Origin of the sequence: Agrobacterium sp. LY4, assembly GCF_001526585.1 — a bacterium.
In the GTDB taxonomy this organism is placed as follows: Bacteria; Pseudomonadota; Alphaproteobacteria; order Rhizobiales; family Rhizobiaceae; genus Agrobacterium; species Agrobacterium leguminum.
In genome coordinates this window covers 247,256-266,347 of record NZ_ASYA01000001.1, presented here as the reverse complement: position 1 = coordinate 266,347, position 19,092 = coordinate 247,256, and the positions used below count along the sequence as shown (strand labels likewise).

18 protein-coding genes and 1 pseudogene are annotated in these 19,092 nt (G+C 59.3%); 10 read left to right on the top strand and 9 right to left on the bottom strand.

Going from position 1 to position 19,092, the window contains the following annotated elements; genetic code table 11:
• Positions 1-79 precede the first annotated feature (79 nt).
• Positions 80-541 carry a PTS IIA-like nitrogen regulatory protein PtsN gene (gene ptsN / locus L904_RS01330; RefSeq protein ID WP_003503792.1) on the top strand — a complete coding sequence of 154 codons (462 nt, stop codon included), beginning with the start codon at positions 80-82 and terminating at the stop codon, positions 539-541.
• Positions 542-622: 81 nt separating this feature from the next.
• Here ptsN and grpE read toward each other — a convergent pair whose 3' ends face one another.
• Entirely contained in the window at positions 623-1,258 is a 636-nt protein-coding gene (grpE, locus tag L904_RS01325) for a nucleotide exchange factor GrpE (RefSeq protein WP_035259966.1), read from the bottom strand.
• Positions 1,259-1,370: 112 nt separating this feature from the next.
• Positions 1,371-2,462 carry a heat-inducible transcriptional repressor HrcA gene (hrcA, locus tag L904_RS01320; protein WP_020811203.1) on the bottom strand — a complete coding sequence of 364 codons (1,092 nt, stop codon included), beginning with the start codon at positions 2,460-2,462 and terminating at the stop codon, positions 1,371-1,373.
• A gap of 135 nt (positions 2,463-2,597) precedes the next feature.
• On the opposite strand from hrcA, the gene rph reads away from it, so the two are divergent.
• From rph to hemW, 3 genes and pseudogenes are all read left to right on the top strand, one after another.
• Positions 2,598-3,314, top strand: a complete 717-nt coding sequence (gene rph / locus L904_RS01315; protein WP_003503798.1) for a ribonuclease PH — start codon at positions 2,598-2,600, stop codon at positions 3,312-3,314.
• 17 nt (positions 3,315-3,331) lie between these two features.
• A complete protein-coding gene (gene rdgB / locus L904_RS01310; RefSeq protein WP_003520089.1) occupies positions 3,332-3,976 on the top strand; it encodes an RdgB/HAM1 family non-canonical purine NTP pyrophosphatase in 645 nt (214 codons plus the stop codon).
• Positions 3,977-3,981: 5 nt separating this feature from the next.
• A pseudogene (gene hemW / locus L904_RS01305) lies at positions 3,982-5,180 on the top strand (radical SAM family heme chaperone HemW).
• A 70-nt stretch (positions 5,181-5,250) separates the two neighbouring features.
• On the opposite strand, the gene dnaA reads toward hemW, so the two are convergent.
• The 4 genes from dnaA to mutM form a co-directional block, all read right to left on the bottom strand.
• Positions 5,251-6,711 (bottom strand): chromosomal replication initiator protein DnaA, encoded by a 1,461-nt coding sequence (gene dnaA / locus L904_RS01300; RefSeq protein WP_003520091.1) that lies wholly within the window; start codon positions 6,709-6,711, stop codon positions 5,251-5,253.
• Positions 6,712-7,580: 869 nt separating this feature from the next.
• Positions 7,581-7,847 (bottom strand): 30S ribosomal protein S20, encoded by a 267-nt coding sequence (gene rpsT, locus L904_RS01295; protein ID WP_003493474.1) that lies wholly within the window; start codon positions 7,845-7,847, stop codon positions 7,581-7,583.
• 195 nt (positions 7,848-8,042) lie between these two features.
• Positions 8,043-8,816: an enoyl-CoA hydratase gene (locus L904_RS01290; RefSeq protein ID WP_003520092.1), complete on the bottom strand. Its 774-nt coding sequence runs from the start codon at positions 8,814-8,816 to the stop codon at positions 8,043-8,045.
• Positions 8,817-8,847: 31 nt separating this feature from the next.
• Complete coding sequence (mutM, locus tag L904_RS01285; RefSeq protein WP_035264073.1) at positions 8,848-9,744, bottom strand: bifunctional DNA-formamidopyrimidine glycosylase/DNA-(apurinic or apyrimidinic site) lyase; 897 nt, start codon at positions 9,742-9,744, stop codon at positions 8,848-8,850.
• Positions 9,745-9,887: 143 nt separating this feature from the next.
• On the opposite strand from mutM, the gene ubiE reads away from it, so the two are divergent.
• The 3 genes from ubiE to L904_RS01270 all read left to right on the top strand — a co-directional run bounded on the left by ubiE (position 9,888) and on the right by L904_RS01270 (position 13,355).
• Positions 9,888-10,664 carry a bifunctional demethylmenaquinone methyltransferase/2-methoxy-6-polyprenyl-1,4-benzoquinol methylase UbiE gene (gene ubiE, locus L904_RS01280; protein ID WP_035264076.1) on the top strand — a complete coding sequence of 259 codons (777 nt, stop codon included), beginning with the start codon at positions 9,888-9,890 and terminating at the stop codon, positions 10,662-10,664.
• Positions 10,665-10,700: 36 nt separating this feature from the next.
• Positions 10,701-12,275, top strand: coding sequence for a 2-polyprenylphenol 6-hydroxylase (ubiB, locus tag L904_RS01275; protein ID WP_020811022.1), 1,575 nt, complete (start codon positions 10,701-10,703; stop codon positions 12,273-12,275).
• 165 nt (positions 12,276-12,440) lie between these two features.
• Positions 12,441-13,355 (top strand): sterol desaturase family protein, encoded by a 915-nt coding sequence (locus L904_RS01270; RefSeq protein WP_020811021.1) that lies wholly within the window; start codon positions 12,441-12,443, stop codon positions 13,353-13,355.
• Positions 13,356-13,364: 9 nt separating this feature from the next.
• On the opposite strand, the gene L904_RS01265 is transcribed toward L904_RS01270, so the two are convergent.
• The 3 genes from L904_RS01265 to L904_RS01255 all read right to left on the bottom strand — a co-directional run bounded on the left by L904_RS01265 (position 13,365) and on the right by L904_RS01255 (position 16,696).
• Positions 13,365-13,739: an MmcQ/YjbR family DNA-binding protein gene (locus L904_RS01265; protein WP_003520098.1), complete on the bottom strand. Its 375-nt coding sequence runs from the start codon at positions 13,737-13,739 to the stop codon at positions 13,365-13,367.
• Positions 13,736-14,941, bottom strand: coding sequence for a bifunctional phosphopantothenoylcysteine decarboxylase/phosphopantothenate--cysteine ligase CoaBC (coaBC, locus tag L904_RS01260; protein WP_020811020.1), 1,206 nt, complete (start codon positions 14,939-14,941; stop codon positions 13,736-13,738). The genes L904_RS01265 and coaBC overlap by 4 nt, the downstream gene beginning before the upstream one ends.
• Before the next feature lie 171 nt (positions 14,942-15,112).
• The gene (locus L904_RS01255; protein WP_035264080.1) at positions 15,113-16,696 is read right to left on the bottom strand and encodes a peptide chain release factor 3; all 1,584 of its coding nucleotides are present in this window, start codon (positions 16,694-16,696) and stop codon (positions 15,113-15,115) included.
• A gap of 90 nt (positions 16,697-16,786) precedes the next feature.
• Here L904_RS01255 and dut point away from each other — a divergent pair, with 90 nt between their 5' ends.
• The 3 genes from dut (at position 16,787) to cysK (ending at position 19,071) form a co-directional block, all read left to right on the top strand.
• Positions 16,787-17,257 (top strand): dUTP diphosphatase, encoded by a 471-nt coding sequence (gene dut / locus L904_RS01250; protein WP_035264085.1) that lies wholly within the window; start codon positions 16,787-16,789, stop codon positions 17,255-17,257.
• 87 nt (positions 17,258-17,344) lie between these two features.
• On the top strand, positions 17,345-17,962 hold the full coding sequence (locus L904_RS01245) for a LysE family translocator (RefSeq protein WP_003520102.1): 618 nt from the start codon (positions 17,345-17,347) through the stop codon (positions 17,960-17,962).
• 140 nt (positions 17,963-18,102) lie between these two features.
• Positions 18,103-19,071, top strand: coding sequence for a cysteine synthase A (gene cysK / locus L904_RS01240; RefSeq protein WP_003520103.1), 969 nt, complete (start codon positions 18,103-18,105; stop codon positions 19,069-19,071).
• Positions 19,072-19,092: the final 21 nt, after the last annotated feature.

Here is a 19,092-nt window from a genome sequence, read left to right as displayed (position 1 = left end):
GTCTGACAAGACGTGGGAGGCAGAGCGCGAAAGCGCATCTGCCTCCTGCATCGTCTCGATGGCATGAAGGAAAAAGAGAATGGCGTTGGCAGATTTGCTGCAACAAGATGCGATTATTCCCGCCCTCAAGGTGAATTCCAAAAAGCAGTTGCTTCAGGAGCTGGCCGCAAAGGCAGCCAGAATTACCGGAGTCTCGGAACGGGAAGTTTTCGACGTCATCCTCCAGCGTGAGAAACTCGGCTCCACCGGTGTGGGCCATGGCATCGCCATTCCGCATGGCAAGCTCAACAGCATCCATCAGATCACCGGCGTCTTCGCACGCCTTGAAACACCGGTCGATTTCGAAGCGCTGGACGACCAGCCCGTCGATCTGGTTTTCCTGCTGCTCGCGCCCGAGGGCGCCGGCGCGGATCACCTGAAGGCGTTGTCCAGAATTGCACGCGCACTGCGCGACCCTGAACTGGTCGCCAAGCTGCGCGCCACCGATTCCGACACGGCAATCTACGCTTTCCTCAATCAGGAGCAGGCGACGGCGGCCTGATCGCGGGCTAACTCCCTCAGTTTAACGGCAATAAAAAACGCGCCCTGAAGGCGCGTTTTTTATGACGTAAGGATAGATGCCTTACGCGTCCTTTTCGTTGAGAGACGAGGTGCCCGGCTCGGCCGATGAGGCAACTTCCGCCTTCGGGCCGCCTTTGGCGACGCCGACCATGGCAGGACGCAGGACGCGATCGCCGATGGTGAAACCGGCCTGAACCACCTGCAGCACGGTATTGTTCGGAACTGCCGGATTTGGAATTTCGAACATGGCCTGATGGAAGTTCGGGTCGAACTTCTGGCCCTCGGCATCGATCTTCTTCACGCCGTGGCGTTCCAGCGTCGACAGCATCGAACGTTCCGTCATCTCGACGCCTTCGATCAAACCATTGAGACCGGCTTCGCCATTGGTCTTGAGTTCATCGGGAATGGCTTCCAACGCGCGGCGAAGATTATCCGAAACGGCAAGCATGTCGCGTGCAAAGGCAGCCAGCGAATAGGCCTTGGCGTCCTTGACATCACGCTCGGTGCGGCGGCGAAGATTGTCCATCTCGGCGGCAAGGCGCAGAAATTTATCGCGCAGATCGGCGTTCTCAGCCTTGAGCAGCTCCACCGGATCGGGCTCTGCCGTTTCGGCCTGTTCTTCACCTGCCTGAGCAAGATCGACAAACTCTTCCGCGACGTCCGCGTCAGGTCCGGGCTTTTTTGTATCGTCGGTCATGACGTTCTCCAGATTTGAATATGTTGGTTGCGCCCGATATCGAGCTTTGACGGGCAAAAATCAAGGCTTGCGGCGAAAAGCTTGCCGCATTCCCTGACCTTGCGAGTGTGTCCTATCTCTGCTTGCGGGAAAGACGGGCCATGATCTGCGCCGTGTAGTCCACCATCGGCACGATACGGGCGTAATTCAGCCGGGTCGGGCCAATGACGCCGACCGCACCCACGACACGATTGTCCTCATCGCGATAGGGCGCGACGATCAGCGACGAACCGGAGAGGGAAAACAGCTTGTTTTCTGAGCCGATGAAAATCCTGACCCCCGAGCCGCTTTCCGCGAGATTGAGGATTTCGATGAGATTTTCCTTGCGTTCCAGATCGTCGAACAGCAGGCGCACCCGATCGATATCTTCCTCGCCGGCGAGACCTTCGAGCAGGTTGGAGCGACCGCGAACGATGAGACGACCGAGCTTGCCCTCCTCATTGTCTCCCGCCCATACCGCCAGACCGCGCTCCACGAGGTCCTGCGCCAATATGCCGAGTTCCGATTGCAGTTCCGCCCGCTGCGTCTGGAACTGACCGCGCAACTCATGCAGCGTCTGACCGGAGAGATGGGCATTGATGAAATTCGCCGCTTCGGTCAATTGCGATGAGGAAATGCCGGCCGGCAATTCGATGATGCGGTTTTCGACCTGATTGTGGTCGCCCACCAGCACGGCGAGCGCCTTGGTGGGTTCCAGCCTTATGAATTCGACATGCTTGAGGATGACGTCGTTCTTCGCCGTCAATACAAGGCCCGCGCCGCGCGACATGCCGGACAGCATGCGGCTCGCCTCCGTCAAAAGCCCTTCCAGCGATTGCTCGTGGCCGGCGACCGGCCCGATCTGACGGTCGATAGTCGCCCTTTCCTCGGCGGGCAGATCACCCACCTGCATGAAGGCATCAACAAAGAAGCGCAGCCCCGTCTGGGTCGGCAGGCGACCGGCGCTGATATGCGGCGAATAGATGAGGCCGAGCTCTTCGAGATCGCTCATGACATTGCGGACGGAGGCGGGTGAAAGCGACATCGGCAACAGCCGCGACAGGCTGCGCGATCCGAGCGGCTCGCCCGTATCGAGATAACCTTCGACGATGCGCCGGAAAATTTCCCGAGACCGTTCATCCAGCAGCGATGCCTGATCTTTTGATAGCGGTGCGGAAAAACCCATTTCGTCCGTTCTTTGTCGTTCAAACCAGCTCGCATCAATATAATGCGTTGCAACGCCGGGGCAAAATGGAAATTGGCTTTGCAAAAGCCCGGACCTCGCCTTAGAAGGCAGGGACCAACATGGAGAGTGGATCATATGCGGCCTTCAGGCAGAAAAACCGACCAGATGCGCAAGGTTTCCTTCGAGCGCAATTTCTCGAAACATGCCGAAGGTTCCTGTCTCGTGAAATTCGGCGACACGCATGTGCTCGTCACCGCAAGCCTTGAAGAAAAGACGCCGCCGTGGCTGCGCAACAGCGGCAAGGGCTGGGTCACCGCCGAATATGGCATGCTGCCGCGCTCCACCCATGAGCGCATGAAGCGCGAAGCCGCTTCCGGCAAGCAGGGCGGCCGCACGCAGGAAATCCAGCGCCTCATCGGCCGTTCGCTGCGCGCCGTCGTCGATCTGCAGGCGCTGGGTGAGCGCCAGATCAGCATCGACTGCGACGTGATCCAGGCCGATGGCGGCACTCGCACCGCCTCCATCACCGGCGCATGGATTGCGCTCCACGATTGCCTGAAATGGATGGAAACCCGTAACATGATCAAGGTCGAGAAGGTTCTGAAGGACCATATCGCCGCGATCTCCTGCGGCATCTTCGCCAACCAGCCGGTGATCGATCTCGATTATCTCGAGGATTCTTCCGCCGAGACCGATGCAAATTTCGTCATCACCGGCTCCGGCGGCATCGTCGAGGTTCAGGGCACGGCGGAAGGCGCGCCCTTCTCCGAGGAAGAATTCCTGACGCTGCTCGGTCTTGCCAAGGCCGGTTGCAGCGAACTGGTCGCCCTTCAGAAACAGGCGATTGCCTGAGCCGACAGGAAAGCACCATGCGCAAGCTCGATACCAGAACGATCGTCGTCGCCAGCCATAACAAGGGCAAGATCGCCGAAATCGCCGATCTGATCGGGCCTTTCGGCTTTTCCGCCAAATCGGCGGCGGAGCTGAATTTCGAAGAGCCGGATGAGACGGGTACGACCTTCGAGGAAAATGCCGCCATCAAGGCGCTTGCCTCCGCGAAGGCATCCGGCCTTCCGGCTTTGTCCGACGATTCCGGTCTGGTCATCGATGCGCTGGATGGTGCGCCGGGTGTCTATACCGCCAATTGGGCGGAAACGGCCGATGGCACCCGCGACTTCGCCATGGCGATGCAGAAGGTCGAAGATGCGCTGGCCGAGCGAGGCGCATCGAAGCCGGAAGACCGCACCGGCCGCTTCGTCAGCGTGCTGTGCCTCGCCTGGCCGGATGGGCATCTCGAATATTTCCGCGGCGAGGTGGAAGGCACGGTGGTGTGGCCGCCGCGCGGAACGAGCGGTTTCGGTTACGATCCGGTCTTCAAACCGGAAGGATACGACACCACATTCGGTGAGATGAGCGCGGATGAAAAACACGGCTGGAAACATGGCGACGCCTTCGCGCTTTCCCACCGTGCCCGGGCGTTTAAAAAATTCGTAGAAACCTGCCTGGAGGCATGAACCCGATGGTCGGGGAGCATCAACTTTCTGCCCCCGGCGCGTCGCTTCTGCCGGATACGGGCGATCCCGGTTTCGGGATCTATCTGCATTGGCCCTTCTGTGCGGCCAAATGTCCCTATTGCGATTTCAATAGCCATGTCCGTCACCGGCCGGTGGATCAGGAACGGTTTACGGCGGCCTTTCTCCGTGAAATGGAACATATGCGGACGCTGAGCGGCCCGCGCGTCGTGACCAGCATTTTCATGGGCGGCGGCACGCCATCGTTGATGGATCCGCAGACGGTCGCAGCACTTCTCGATGTGTCTCGCGCTTCTGGCATGTGCCGGATGGTATCGAGATCACCATGGAAGCCAACCCTTCCAGCGTCGAGGCGGAACGTTTTCGCGGTTACCGCGCGGCGGGCGTCAACCGTGTCTCGCTCGGCGTGCAGGCGCTGAACGACCGCGACCTGAAGTTCCTTGGCCGCCTGCATGATGTTGCCGATGCCTTGAAGGCCATCCGGCTGGCGCGGGAGATTTTTCCGCGCATGTCCTTCGATCTCATCTATGCGCGCCCGAACCAGACGGTGGCCGAATGGGACGCCGAGCTGAAAGAGGCTGTCTCCTACGCGGTCGACCATCTGTCGCTCTATCAGCTGACCATCGAGGAAGGCACGCCCTTCTATGGGCTGCACAAGGCCGGCAAGCTCATCGTGCCGGATGGCGAACATTCGGCCGTGCTTTATGAGGCGACGCAGGAAATCACCGAGCGTTACGGCATGCCGGCCTATGAGGTTTCCAACCATGCCCGGCCCGGCGCTGAAAGCCGCCACAACCTGACCTACTGGCGTTATGGCGATTATGCCGGCATCGGCCCCGGCGCGCATGGACGCCTGACGAGAGGCGCTTCCAAGCTCGCAACCGCCACCGAGCGCCACCCGGAAAACTGGCTCGAAACCGTTGAGCGGGAAGGCCATGGCATGATCGATCAGGAGCTGCTCGGCGTCGATGAGCAGGCCGACGAATTGCTGCTGATGGGACTTCGCCTACGCGAAGGCATCGATCTCGCCCGCTGGAGCGACCTTTCCGGCCGCGATCTCGACCCGGAGAAGGAGGAGTTCCTCCTCCAGCACGGTTTCGTGGAGAGGCTCGGCAATTCCCGCCTGCGCTGCACGCCGTCCGGCATGCTTATTCTGGACGCGGTGGTGGCCGATCTCGCCTGCTGACGCCGGCCTCCACCCAGCTTTAGCCCGATAGACAAGACGACAATAAAAAAGCGGCCCGAAGGCCGCTTTTTTATGCGTTGTTTTCGTTGATCAGGCGTTTCAACAGCTCAACCTCATGGCCGAGCTTGGTGTCGCCGGAAATTAGTTCCTCGATCTTGCGCACGGCATGCAGAACCGTCGTGTGATCGCGACCGCCGAAACGGCGACCGATCTCGGGGAAAGACCGCGGCGTCAGCATCTTGGCCAGATACATGGCGATCTGGCGTGGCTTGACGATGACGCGGGTGCGGCGGTTGGACACCAGCTCCTGTCGCGACACATTATAGTGCTTGGCGACGATGCGCTGAATATCCTCGATGCGTACACGCTTGGCCTCACCCGTCCCGACGAGATGCGACAGCAGCTCATCGACACGATCAACCGAGAGGTTCGGCTCGAAGGAGCGACGGAACATCAGCTGGTTGAAGGCGCCTTCCAGTTCGCGTCCGCTTGCCGTCACGCTCTTGGCCACATGGGTCAGGATTTCATCCGAAATCTCGAAGGACGGATCGTCCTGACGTGCCGAGCCGAGGCGGCGGTTGAGCATTTCATAGCGCATGTCGTAGTCGGGACCTTCGATCTCGATAGCCATGCCGCCCTGAAGACGGGAACGGACACGCGGATCGAGCGATTCCAGCTCCCACGGCGCACGGTCAGCCGCGACCACGACCTGCTTGGCGCTGTCGAGCAGCATGTTGAGCAGATGGCAGAATTCGTGCTGGATCATCTTGCCCTGCAGGAACTGCATGTCGTCGATGACGAGCAGGTCGATGTTGCGCAGCGTGTCCTTCAGCGTCAGCGCGTCATTGTCGCGGATCGCAGTGGCGAAACGCCACATGAAATATTCGGCCGTCAGATAGACCACGCGCGGATTGCGCGGGCTGTCGATGGCGGCATTGGCGATTGCCTGCAGAAGATGTGTCTTGCCGAGGCCGACACCCGCATGGATGAAGAGCGGGTTGAAGCGCACGGCGCCGGCACCGGCTTCGGCGATCGTCTTTGCCGCCGCGAGCGCGACACGGTTGGACGAGCCTTCGACAAAGGTATCGAAGGTGAAACGTGTGTCGAGCGGCGAACCGAACAAAGGCCCGGAACCGCCCTGACGCAGGGTCGCCTGCGAAGCCGCAGGCTGTGCGGCAGGCGTCGCGGGCTGCGACGGAATGAAGGACTTGTTACGCTGAACCGCGCCGACTTCCGGAACGGGCTGCGCCCTTTCCTCGGTCTGAGCCGGACGGACCGGGCGGCTGGCCGAGCGGACCAGAATCTCCACCTTCAGCACATCCGGATCCTCGCTCTGGACGAGGTTCGTGATCAGATCCATGTAACGGTTGTTGATCCAGGACTTCAGAAAGGTCGTCGGAACGGTAAAACGGACGACGCTTTTCGAAACGGAATGGAGTTTGAGCCGTGCAAACCAGCTTGCATAGACCTCCGGACCAACCTGTGCCTTGAGCCGCGCGCTAAAACGTTCAAACAGCGCATCGTGCGTCATTGCCGATTTGTCCCCTGCCGCATCTGAGCAAGCTGCATCACGCGTCTTTGGTGCGCGGTCCCCATCAGCCACCGCACCCATCGCCAAATTCAATTGCATATTGCCGCCTTTCAAATTGCCAATCATAGCCTGACGATCAAAGATCGATCGCCAGAGATCCCCCTCGTATATTTTTGCCTCCAGCGTTCCCCTCGAAAGAACGTCAAAGGCGACTACTCGTTTGCGAGCCGGTTATCCCATTTCCCTCCCCCTCATGGAGAGGCCTGCGACACGCTAAAACGCTCCTTTCGTTACAACCTTAAGGCGCATTCTTGAGGACAAAAAACTCCCGCCCGTTCCGGAGACCGAAACGGCACAAAAAGCTCCATGACCTGAAAAAACGGACCCCGAAAGACCCGCCAGCAAGAAGGTGAATATCGTCGATACGATCATCGAGATAATCTGTGGACTGAGATCCGCACCCCTTGTTGAAATGCATTTAGGCAGGATCGTGGGGAGAGATCAATGGCGTTTTTTCTGCAAAAACTCAGATCGGCCATTGACTCGCAAAGGCCGTTTTGCATCACCGACGAGGTGCGAAGCAGAATCGCTTATGAATCAATGAGATTCAATTTTGGCAATTTTTGAGAGCTGATTTTGGCAAAAAAATAAAAATCTTCTTGACTCAAAACTAGCCGCGACTTCCGTAGAGAAAGCCCCCGAGTTTTCCAGAGACCTCCAGCAAGCTGTTGTTTTTATTATAAATTTCCTGTCGTCCATCTGACACGCGTTTGTCACGTTACGGCAGCAATGGTTAACGGGCAGTTAGAATCACAAAAAGCCCGGTCAAAAGACCAGGCTTTTTGAATAATTATTTGTGATTAGCCGGATTAGGCAGAAAGAGCCTTAACGCGCTGTGCGAGACGCGACACCTTGCGGGATGCGGTGTTGCCGTGCAGAACGCCACGGGTGGCGGCGCGCTGGATCTCGGGCTGAGCTGCCTTCAGAGCTTCGGTGGCGACTGCGAGATCACCGGAAGCGATGGCTTCCTCGACCTTGCGGATGAAGCCGCGAACGCGCGAACGGCGAGCCTTGTTGACTGCGGTACGGCGAGCGATCTTGCGGGTCGCCTTTTTCGCCGAAGTTGTATTGGCCATGTATGCCTCTCTTCGAATTCAAACCAAATTCCGCAACCATAGGATCGGGTCGTTCGAAGACCTCACGTAACCCAAGAATGCGGGAGTAATTTCGGACAAGCCGGATGGCTTTCCTTAACCGTGGGCGGGCATATACCGCTAAAGCTTACGCCCGTCAACGCGCAAAACGCTTAAAAGCGCCGATATTCCGAATCCTTAGCGATTCCGGAAAGCGGGTTTGCGCTTTTCCACGAAGGCGGCCATGCCCTCCTTCTGATCCACTGTCGCAAAGAGCGACTGGAAGGATCGTCTTTCATATCTCAGTCCTTCCGCAAGCGGCACCTCGAAGGAGCGATTGACGCTTTCCTTGGCCATGAGAACGGAAGCACGCGACAGGGAAGCGATGCGGGTTGCCGCCTCCACCGCCTCGTCCATGAGATTTGCAGCCGGCACGACACGCGACACGAGACCGGCCCGCTCAGCCTCCGCGGCATCCATCATGCGCCCGGTCAGAACCAGATCCATGGCCTTCGCCTTGCCGACTGCCCGTGTCAGCCGCTGCGAGCCGCCCATTCCAGGGATGACGCCGAGGGTGATTTCCGGCTGGCCGAATTTTGCCGTGTCCGAAGCGATGATGAAATCGCACATCATCGCCAGTTCGCAGCCGCCGCCCAGCGCAAAGCCGGATACGGCGGCGATGACCGGCTTGCGGGTGGCCGCAACCTCGTCCCAGCCGCCGAGAAAATCGCCGACATAGGCATCGACGAAATCCAGCCCCTGCATTTCCTTGATATCGGCGCCTGCCGCAAATGCCTTTTCCGAACCGGTAATAATGATCGCACCGATGGAATCATCGGCGGAAAACGAAGATAGAATGTGCCGCAGCTCTTTCAGAAGCACCGAATTGAGAGCGTTGAGCGCCTTGGGGCGGTTGAGGGTGATGACACCCACCTCATCGCGTTTCTCGACCAGTATCGTTTCATAGTCCACGGCAATCTCCCCTTCCGGTACTCCGGCTCCGTTACTTCTGGCAGGCGGCGCAATAAAAGGTCGAACGACCGGCCTGCACCACCCTTTCAACCGTACCCCCGCAGCCGGGTGTCCGGCAAGGCTGGCCTTCCTGATCGTAGACCGAAAAGGAATGCTGGAAATAACCGAGCGTTCCGTCCGTCTGTATATGGTCTCGCAATGAGGAACCGCCGGCGGCGATGGCGTCGGCGATCACGTCGCGGATTTTCTCCGTCAGATCGACGAGCTGCGCTTTGGGCTTGCCACCTTTCGTCACCAGCGTTCCCGCCGCCCGCAAAGGCGAAAGATGCGCGCGCCACAGCGCCTCGCAGACATAGATATTGCCGAGACCGGCAATGACCTTCTGGTCCAGCAGCGTGCTTTTCAGGGGCTGGCTTTTACCTTCAAACCGGCTCGCCAGATAATCCGCGCTCAGCGCATTGCCTGTCGGCTCCGGGCCTAGCTCGGCAAAGGCAGGATAAAGGTCGAGCCTGTTGCGCTCTACCAGATGCATAAAGCCGAAGCGGCGCGGATCATTATAGATGACGCAGACGCGCTCTTCTCCTTTATCCAGATGAAAGACGACATGGTCATGCTTGCCGTCTTTGGAACGGGCATGGTGAAACACGCCGGGTGCATCGCCGGTCTCGCCCGCTTCCGCCTCGATGCGGAACGAGCCGGACATGCCGAGGTGAGAAACGATGGTCAGCCCATCCTCCAGTTCGATCAGAAGATATTTCGCCCTGCGCCCGAGCGACAGGATCGTCTTGCCTTCGATAAGCGCTGCGAAATCCTGCGGGAATGGAAAGCGCAAATCGGGGCGGCCGAGATGGAGCCTGCGGACCCTTGCGCCTTCCATGGCGGGCGCAAGGCCGCGTCTGACGGTTTCGACTTCTGGCAATTCTGGCATCTGGCTTATCCGACAGTTTATCGTTAGGACCATGTGGTCTATACAGTGCACGCGAAATGTCGCGCCCAGGCGATGCGGCAACAGATAGCGTTGCCATGGCGTTTCCGCTATGGTCCGCCACGCAATAAATATGGAGACAGACGATGACCGACGCCCGTACCACTGCCCAAGGCGGCATGGAAACGTCCTATGGCTTCCACAAGGTGGACGAAGGCAAAAAGCAGGGGTTGGTCAACGAAGTCTTCCACAAGGTGGCCAAACGCTACGACATCATGAACGATGTGATGTCGGCCGGCCTGCACCGGCTGTGGAAAGACGCCATGGTCTCTTCGCTTTCGCCGCGCAAGGACGCGACCTACAAGGTTCTGGATGTTGCAGGCGGCACCGGCGATATCGCCTTCCGCATCATCGAAGCCTCCAACCGTCTGGCGCATGCCACCGTTCTCGATATCAACGGCTCGATGCTGGCCGTCGGCGAAGAACGCGCGGCAAAAAAGAAGCTTTCCGACAATCTGACCTTCGTGGAGGCCAATGCCGAGGAACTGCCTTTCGAGGCAAACAGTTTCGACGCCTATACGATCGCGTTCGGCATCCGCAACGTTCCGCGCATCGACGTCGCGCTGAAGGAAGCCCATCGCGTGCTGAAGCGGGGCGGGCGGCTGCTGGTGCTGGAATTTTCCGAGGTCGAAATGCCGTTGCTTGACCGCGTTTACGACGCCTGGTCGTTCAACGCCATTCCGCAATTCGGCAAGATGATCACGGGTGACGCCGAGCCCTATCAATATCTGGTCGAATCGATCCGCAAATTCCCCAATCAGGAGGATTTCGCGACGATGATCCGCACCGCCGGCTTCTCCCGCGTCACCTATACCAATTACACCGGCGGCATCGCCGCCCTGCATTCCGGCTGGAAGCTTTAAGACCATGGCCGGCAGACGCAGGAGACAAGCATAAGCATGAGTACTTTGGGCGCATATTTCCGCCTCGCAAGGGTTGGCTGGGTTCTCGTGCGCGAAGGCGTCGTGCTGGCCCTGCCTTCCGATGACCTGCCTGCTCCCGCCCAATTGTTGAAAGCGCTGCTGAAGCCATTCGCCCGCAGCAAGGCGAAAAGGGCGCAGCGCAGCGACCGTCTGGCAGTGGCTGTCGAGCGGCTCGGTCCTTCCTATGTGAAGATGGGTCAGTTTCTCGCCACCCGGCCGGATGTGGTGGGCGCCGACTTCGCCGACGATCTCGCGAGCCTTCAAGACCGTATGGCCTTTTTCCCGGCGGCTGCGGCGAAAGCCAATATCGAAGGCTCGCTCGGCCGTTCGGTGTCCGATCTCTACAGGGAATTCGGCGATCCTATCGCCGCCGCCTCCATTGCCCAGGTTCATCCGGCAATGGTGGATACGCCGAGGGGGCCGCGCAAGGTCGCCGTCAAGGTCATCCGCCCCGGCGTGCGCCAGCGTTTCCAGAACGATCTCGAGGCGATGTATCTGATCGCCGATCTGCAGCAGCGTTTCGTCCGCTCCGCACGTCGCCTGCGCCCGGTCGAGGTGACACGCACGCTGGAGCAGACCACCAAGATCGAGATGGATCTGCGGCTCGAGGCCGCCGCCCTTTCCGAACTTGCGGAAAACACCAAGGACGATCCCGGATTCCGAGTTCCCGAGGTCGACTGGGAACGCACCGGGCGCGATGTCGTCACCATGGAGTGGATCGACGGCGTCAAGATGTCGGATATCGAAGGGTTGAAGGCCGCCGGCCACGACCTGAACAAACTCGCCGACACGCTGATCCAGTCCTTCCTGCGGCACACGCTGCGCGATGGCTTCTTCCATGCAGACATGCATCCCGGCAATCTCTTCGTCGATGCTGAGGGCGAGATCGTCGCCGTCGACATGGGCATTGCCGGACGTCTCGGCAAAAAGGAACGCCGCTTCCTTGCCGAGATCCTCTACGGCTTCATTACCCGCGATTACATGCGGGTGGCGGAAGTGCATTTCGAAGCCGGATACGTGCCGGGCCATCACGATATAGCAAGCTTCGCCCAGGCGATCCGCGCCATTGGCGAGCCGATCCACGGCCAGCCGGCCGAAACGATCTCCATGGGCAAGCTTTTGACCCTGCTATTCGAAGTGACCGAGCTTTTCGACATGGAAACGCGGCCGGAACTGGTGATGCTGCAAAAGACCATGGTGGTGGTGGAAGGCGTGTCGCGCATGCTCAATCCGCGCTTCAACATGTGGAAGGCGGCAGACCCGGTTGTCGGCGGCTGGATCAGGGACAATCTCGGCCCGAAACGCATCGTCACTGATCTGAAGGACGGCGTGAAGGCGGCCCTCAAGCTTGCCGAGGCAGCGCCGGAGATCGCCGCCAAGACGGAAAAGCTGCATTCCGAGTTGATGTATATGAGCGAGAACGGTCTGCGTTTCGACGCGCAGACGGCTGAAGCCATCGGCAAGGCGGAAGCGCGCCACACCAAATGGGGACGGGCGGCACTCTGGGTCATAGCGCTGACGCTTCTTTACATCGCAATCAGGATAAGCTGAGCATCTCGGCACCGGTGAGTGCCATGTTTGTGTAATGCATTGGAGCGATAAGGGCCTGATCTCCAATCGAGACAGGTGATCGATGCGGGGTAAGGGCTGCTTTGATGCCTGCGCGGAATTGCGCGGGCGGTATAGACGGATGATGCCGGACGGGATTTGATTTTGATGGCAAAAGCGCAAGCACTGAAAGAGGCCCTTTCCTATTCTTCCTGGCCGCTGGTGTTCGTCGGCGGCCTGGTGGGGTCCTATTTCGCTTTCACGAGCAGCCATCCGATCGCGGCCTTTTTGACCGTTTATGCGGGCGCGGTTTTGAGCCTGTTTCTTCTCGAACGTTATATTCCCTATGAAATCCAATGGCTTGAGGGTGATGGCGAGACCGTGAACAGCATCGGCCACACGCTTTTGACGAAAGGGCTGGTCCAGCTCGCAGCCGCCGCAGCGGCAATCTTCCCGATGGTGACCGCCAATGTGCTGCAGCCGCTCGCCGCCATGCGGTTCGATCTGTGGCCGTCTCATCTGCCGATGATCGTTCAGGTCGCCCTTGCGGTGACGATTGCCGAATTCGGCCTCTACTGGTCCCACCGTATTGCGCATGAAACCGTATTCTTCTGGCGTTTCCATGCGCTGCATCACAGCGTCGTGCGACTCTGGGTCGTCAATACGGGACGGTTCCATGTGGCCGATTCCCTGTTCAAGATCGCGCTCAGCCAGATTCCGCTCTATTTCATGGGTGCACCGCTACAGGTTTTCTGGTGGCTGGGTGCCGTTACCGCATTCATCGGTATTTTGACCCATTGCAACGTCGATATGAAAACGGGACCGCTCGATTACGTGTTCAGCACCCCGCGCCTGCACCGCTGGCACCATTCAAAACAGCTTCCTGAAGGAAACACCAATTACGGCGAGAATCTCGTCTTCTTCGATCTGATCTTCGGCTCCTACCATAACCCCGACAGGCCTTCTTCCACAGATATCGGCATCAAGGGCAAGATTGCGAAAGGATTCCTGCCGCAGCTCCTGCAGCCCTTCACCAAGGAAGGCGTCCGCCAGATCATCGGCAAAGACACCAAACTGAACTGAACCGAAAAACTACAAGGCACGCGCAGTATCGATCACGATACCGAGTTCGCCCCGCAGTTTTTTGGTCAGACCGGCTGCGACAAGCTCATAGGAGCGGCGCACATAATGCTCCAGTTCTTCCTGTTCGAGCGGGGAATGATCGCCAATCGATATCCATTTGCGTTTGGCGAAATAGGGCGCCTGCCCTATGCCTTCCAGCGAGGTCAATATTTCGAAGCTCTCTTCCGAGCATTTCACGACCAGCCGCCAGTCCTCCCGCTCGCCAAGCACGGCAAAGACCTTGTCGCCCACCTTGGCAACGTGCGAATCCCATTGGTCGACGAAACGCACGCCCGGCCATTTACCGAGCACCTTGTCGAAAGTCTTGCGATCGAACAGGCTCATGCGAGTTTCTCCGCGATCAGGGCCGCCAGACGTTTTGCAACGTCGGCCTTGTCGAGATCCGGCCAGGCGTCGATGCCATCTGCGTAAATGATCTTCACGCTGTTGCGGTCTCCGCCCATGATGCCGGTTTCCGCCGAAACATCATTCGCAATGATATAATCCGCGCCTTTGCGCTCCAGCTTCGCCCGGCCGTTCTTCTCGATATCCTGCGTTTCGGCGGCAAAGCCCACCACAATCCTCGGGCGCTTTTCATGGTGGCCGACGGTTTTGAGAATATCGGGATTTTCCGTCAGTTGCAGCGCCGGCGGCGCATCGCCCGGCTGCTTCTTGATCTTCTGCTCCGACGAGCCCGTCACCCGCCAGTCGGCGACGGCGGCGACCATGACGGCGATATCCGCCGGCAGTCTCGATATCACCGCATCGCGCATCTCCTCGGCGCGCTCGACATGGATCGTCGTGACCCCGGCAGGATCGGCGATGGTGACCGGGCCGGAAACCAGCGTAACCTCCGCCCCCAGTTCCGCCAGAGCCGCCGCAATGGCATGGCCCTGCTTGCCCGAGGAGCGGTTGGCGATGTAGCGCACCGGGTCAATCGGTTCATGCGTGGGGCCGGAGGTCACGATCGCCGTTCTGCCCTTCAGGGGCTTTGGCCCCTCATCCAGCAGTGCGACGACGGCTTCGACGATCTGCAATGGCTCGGCCATACGGCCAAGACCTGTTTCACCCTTCTCTGCCATCTCACCGGCCATCGGGCCGACGAAAAACACGCCGTCTTCTTTCAGCGTTTCGACATTACGCAGTGTGGGCTTTGCCGCCCACATTTTCGGGTTCATCGCCGGTGCCACCAGCACCTTTCGATCCGTCGCGAGAAGAATGGTGGAGGCAAGATCGTCTGCCAGACCATTCGCCATCTTCGCCATCAGATCGGCGGTGGCGGGCGCCACAAGCACGAGGTCGCAGTCACGCGCCAGCCTGATATGGCCGACATCCTGTTCATCCTGCCGGGAAAAGAGATCGGTGAAGACATGGGTGGCGGAAAGTGCACCGACAGCAAGCGGCGTGACAAATTCCTGGGCGCCCTTCGTCATCACCGGCGTCACCTTAGCGCCGCGCTCCTTCAGGCGGCGGATGAGATCGAGGCTCTTATAGGCTGCGATGCCGCCGGAGATGATGAGGAGAATATGTTTGCCTGAAAGCGTCATGATGCCGGACCAGTTTCCCGTTTCAGGGGAAACTAGAGCATTTCCAGTGAAAACGTAATCACCTTCAATGCTCTAGCTCTTTGTTTTTTCCGCATTTCCGGACGGAAAACCGCTGCGCACTTTTCCTGAAAATGCTCGGCCCTTGGCATACAAAGTGCAATCCGGCCGATATCACGCTGCCTTGGCCACGTGATATTCCTTGATCGCAACCATCTTGATCGCCGGAAAACGCTCGGACTCATAGCGGAGCGAGAAGGCATCCTGCGCCAGAAACACCGGATCGCCATCCAGATCGCGGGCGATATCGCCGCGCTTGACGTTGAGGAACTTGTCCATTTCCGTCGGCTGATCGGAGGAAATCCAGCGGCAGACGGAAAAGCGCGACATTTCGAAGGAGACCGGCAGGCCATATTCGCCCATCAGACGCTCCTTCAACACGTCGAGCTGCAGCGCACCAACAACGCCGACGATGGCCGGCGAACCGTCTTCCGGCGAAAAGAGCTGCACGACGCCCTCTTCCGCCATCTGCTGCAGGGCTTCCTTCAGCTTCTTGGCCTTCATGGCGTCTTCCAGACGCACGCGCCGGAGAATTTCCGGCGAAAAGTTCGGCACGCCCTGGAAAACCAGGTTTTCACCCTCGGTCAGCGTATCGCCGATGCGTAGCGTACCATGGTTCGGGATGCCCACCACGTCACCCGCAAAGGCCGTATCGGCCAGCTGGCGCTGCGAGGCGAAGAAGAACTGCGGCGCAGTGAGGCCCATCTGTTTGCCGGTGCGAGCAAGCCGCGCCTTCATGCCGCGCTCCAGCTTGCCGGAGCAGATGCGGGCGAAAGCGATGCGGTCGCGATGGTTCGGGTCCATATTGGCCTGAATCTTGAAGACGAAGGCCGTCATTTTTTCTTCAGCCGCATGTACGGTGCGGGTATCCGCCACCTGATCGCGCGGCGGCGGCGCGAAATCGCCAAGCGCATTGATGAGGTCGCGCACACCGAAATTGCGCAGCGCCGAACCGAAGAACACCGGTGTCATATGACCTTCGAGAAATGCCTGACGATCGAAAGGACGGCAGGCTTCCAGCGCCAGTTCGGTTTCTTCGACGAAAAGATGGCGCTCATTTTCCGGCAGGCGATCGGCAACCGCCTGCGGACCGTTGACCGGCATGGCTTCCACCTGCGTATCGACGCCACGGAAGGTGCTGTCGGCGAGATTATAGGCGCCGCAGAAGGTCTTTGCCCGGCCGACCGGCCAGGTGATGGGCGCGGTATCGAGCGCGAGCTTCTCTTCCACCTCATCCAGTATCTCGAAGGGGTCGCGGCTTTCGCGGTCCATCTTGTTGATGAAGGTGATGATCGGAATATCGCGCATGCGGCAGACTTCGAAGAGCTTCAGCGTGCGCGGCTCGATACCCTTGGCGGCATCGATGACCATGATCGCCGCATCCACCGCCGTCAGCGTGCGGTAGGTGTCGTCGGCGAAGTCCTCGTGGCCGGGCGTATCGAGAATGTTGAAGACACGGTCGTTATATTCGAAGGTCATGACCGAGGTGACGACCGAAATGCCGCGCTCGCGCTCGATCTTCATCCAGTCCGAACGGGTCTGGATGCGATCCTTCTTCGCCTTCACCTCACCGGCAAGCTGGATCGCTCCGCCGAACAGCAGCAGTTTTTCGGTAAGCGTGGTCTTACCCGCATCCGGGTGCGCGATAATAGCAAAGGTGCGGCGGCGGGAGACCGCCTCGGCAAGTGTTTCGGCCATCTGACAAATCCTGTGGAATTGCGGGCTATCTAGCGTTTCAGGCCCGCATTTGCAATTGACCTTGCCGCGATCTCGGCAAACTAATGCCGCATGACCCTTCAAAACGACAATCGCCCCCCTCTCCGGCTCGTCCGCCTCGCCAATGGCGCTGACCTCGAATTGCCGTCCTACGAAACCCGTGGCGCCGCCGGCATGGACCTGCGCGCTGCCGTACCTGCCGGCGAACCGCTGACCCTGCAACCGGGCGAACGCGCCCTGGTCCCGACCGGTTTCATCTTCGAGGTTCCGCAGGGATACGAGGCGCAAATCCGCCCCCGCTCCGGCCTCGCCATCAAGAACGGCATCACCTGCCTCAACTCTCCCGGCACGGTGGACAGCGATTATCGCGGCGAAGTGAAAGTCATCCTCGCCAATCTGGGCCAGGACGTTTTCGTCATCGAGCGCGGCATGCGCATTGCTCAGATGGTGATCGCTCCGGTAACCCAGGTTGTTGTGAGCGAGGTGACGGAGACCTCGCAGACGGCGCGGGGCGCCGGCGGTTTCGGCTCCACCGGCGTTTAGCGACACCGCTGGGACAGACGTGCGGACTGATTGTCTTTACCCGGCAATTTCGTTATGGATTTAGCGGATTTTTCAGGAAACACGATCATGACGCTGACGACACTTTTCGCCTATGCCACCGCCCTCTTCATCGCCGCCGCCATTCCCGGCCCCGGCATGACGGCGATCGTGGCGCGGGCGCTGGGTTCGGGCTTTCGCGAAACCTTCTTCATGGGTCTCGGGCTGGTGCTGGGCGACATGATTTACCTGACCGCTGTGATCCTGGGCCTGGCCTTCGTCGCGCAGACCTTTCAGGAAGCCTTCATGGTGCTGAAATTCGCGGGCGCGGCCTATCTCCTTTATATTGCCTGGAAGCTTTGGACCGCCGGTCTGCTGCCGCAGGAGCTGAAGGCCAAGAAAAGCACCAGCATGCCCATGTCCTTCCTGTCCGGACTGCTGATCACGCTCGGCAACCCGAAAACCATGCTGTTTTATGTGGCGCTGGTGCCGACACTGATCGATATCCGCATGATCGGCCCTTCGGAATATGCAACACTTCTCGCCATCACCTTCGTCGTGCTGATGGCGGTTCTCCTGCCTTACATCCTGCTTGCGGCCAAGGCGCGTAACCTCCTGAAAAGGCCGAGCGCCTTGACGATCCTCAACCGCACGGCGGCGGGTATTCTGGCCGGAACCGCCACCATGATCGCGATCCGCAGCACGTAAAACAAATTCGTGCATTTATGCGATTTATCGTGAAATTATTCCTGCAATTTAGGGATATTAGGACGAACGTTCGCTAGCTTGCGAAAGCTATTGCTCCTATTCTGCCGCTCAAATCTTGCGGTCTTACACAGGAGAGCATCATGCCCGAAGCCAGAAAGCCCGGACGCGGACGCGTCTATTCCTCAATTACGGAAACAATCGGCGACACGCCGATCGTGCGGCTCGACAAGCTGGCGAAGGAGAAGGGCGTGAAGGCCAACCTTCTCGCCAAACTCGAATTTTTCAATCCCATCGCTTCCGTGAAGGACCGCATCGGCGTCGCCATGATCGAAGCTCTGGAAGCGCAGGGCAAGATCACCCCCGGCAAGACCACGCTGGTGGAGCCGACCTCCGGTAACACGGGCATCGCGCTTGCCTTCGCCGCCGCTGCGAAGGGCTACAAGCTGATCCTGACCATGCCTGAAACCATGTCGGTTGAACGCCGGAAAATGCTGGCCCTGCTCGGCGCCGAACTGGTGTTGACCGAAGGCCCCAAGGGCATGAAGGGCGCCATCGCCAAGGCGCAGGAACTGGCCGAGACCCTGCCTGACGCGATCATTCCGCAGCAGTTCGAAAACCCCGCCAATCCCGATATTCACCGCAAGACGACGGCTGAAGAAATCTGGAACGACACCGAAGGCACGGTCGATATTCTCGTCTCGGGTATCGGCACCGGCGGCACCATCACCGGCACGGGTCAGGTGCTGAAATCCCGCAAGCCCGAGGTGAAGGTGATTGCCGTCGAGCCCGCGGACAGCCCGGTTCTTTCCGGCGGCAACCCCGGCCCGCACAAGATTCAGGGCATCGGCGCCGGTTTTGCACCCGCCATCCTCGATACCGGCATTTATGACGAGATCGTCACCGTGACCAATGACGAGGCTTTCGAAACCGCACGTCTGGCGGCAAGGCTGGAAGGCGTGCCGGTCGGCATCTCCTCGGGTGCGGCGCTGGCGGCGGCAATCAAGGTCGGCGCGCGGGAAGAAAATGCCGGCAAGAACATCGTCGTCATCATTCCTTCCTTTGCGGAACGCTACCTTTCGACGGCGCTTTTCGAAGGCCTTGGACTTTAAGCCAGGCTTTCAAGCGCGGTA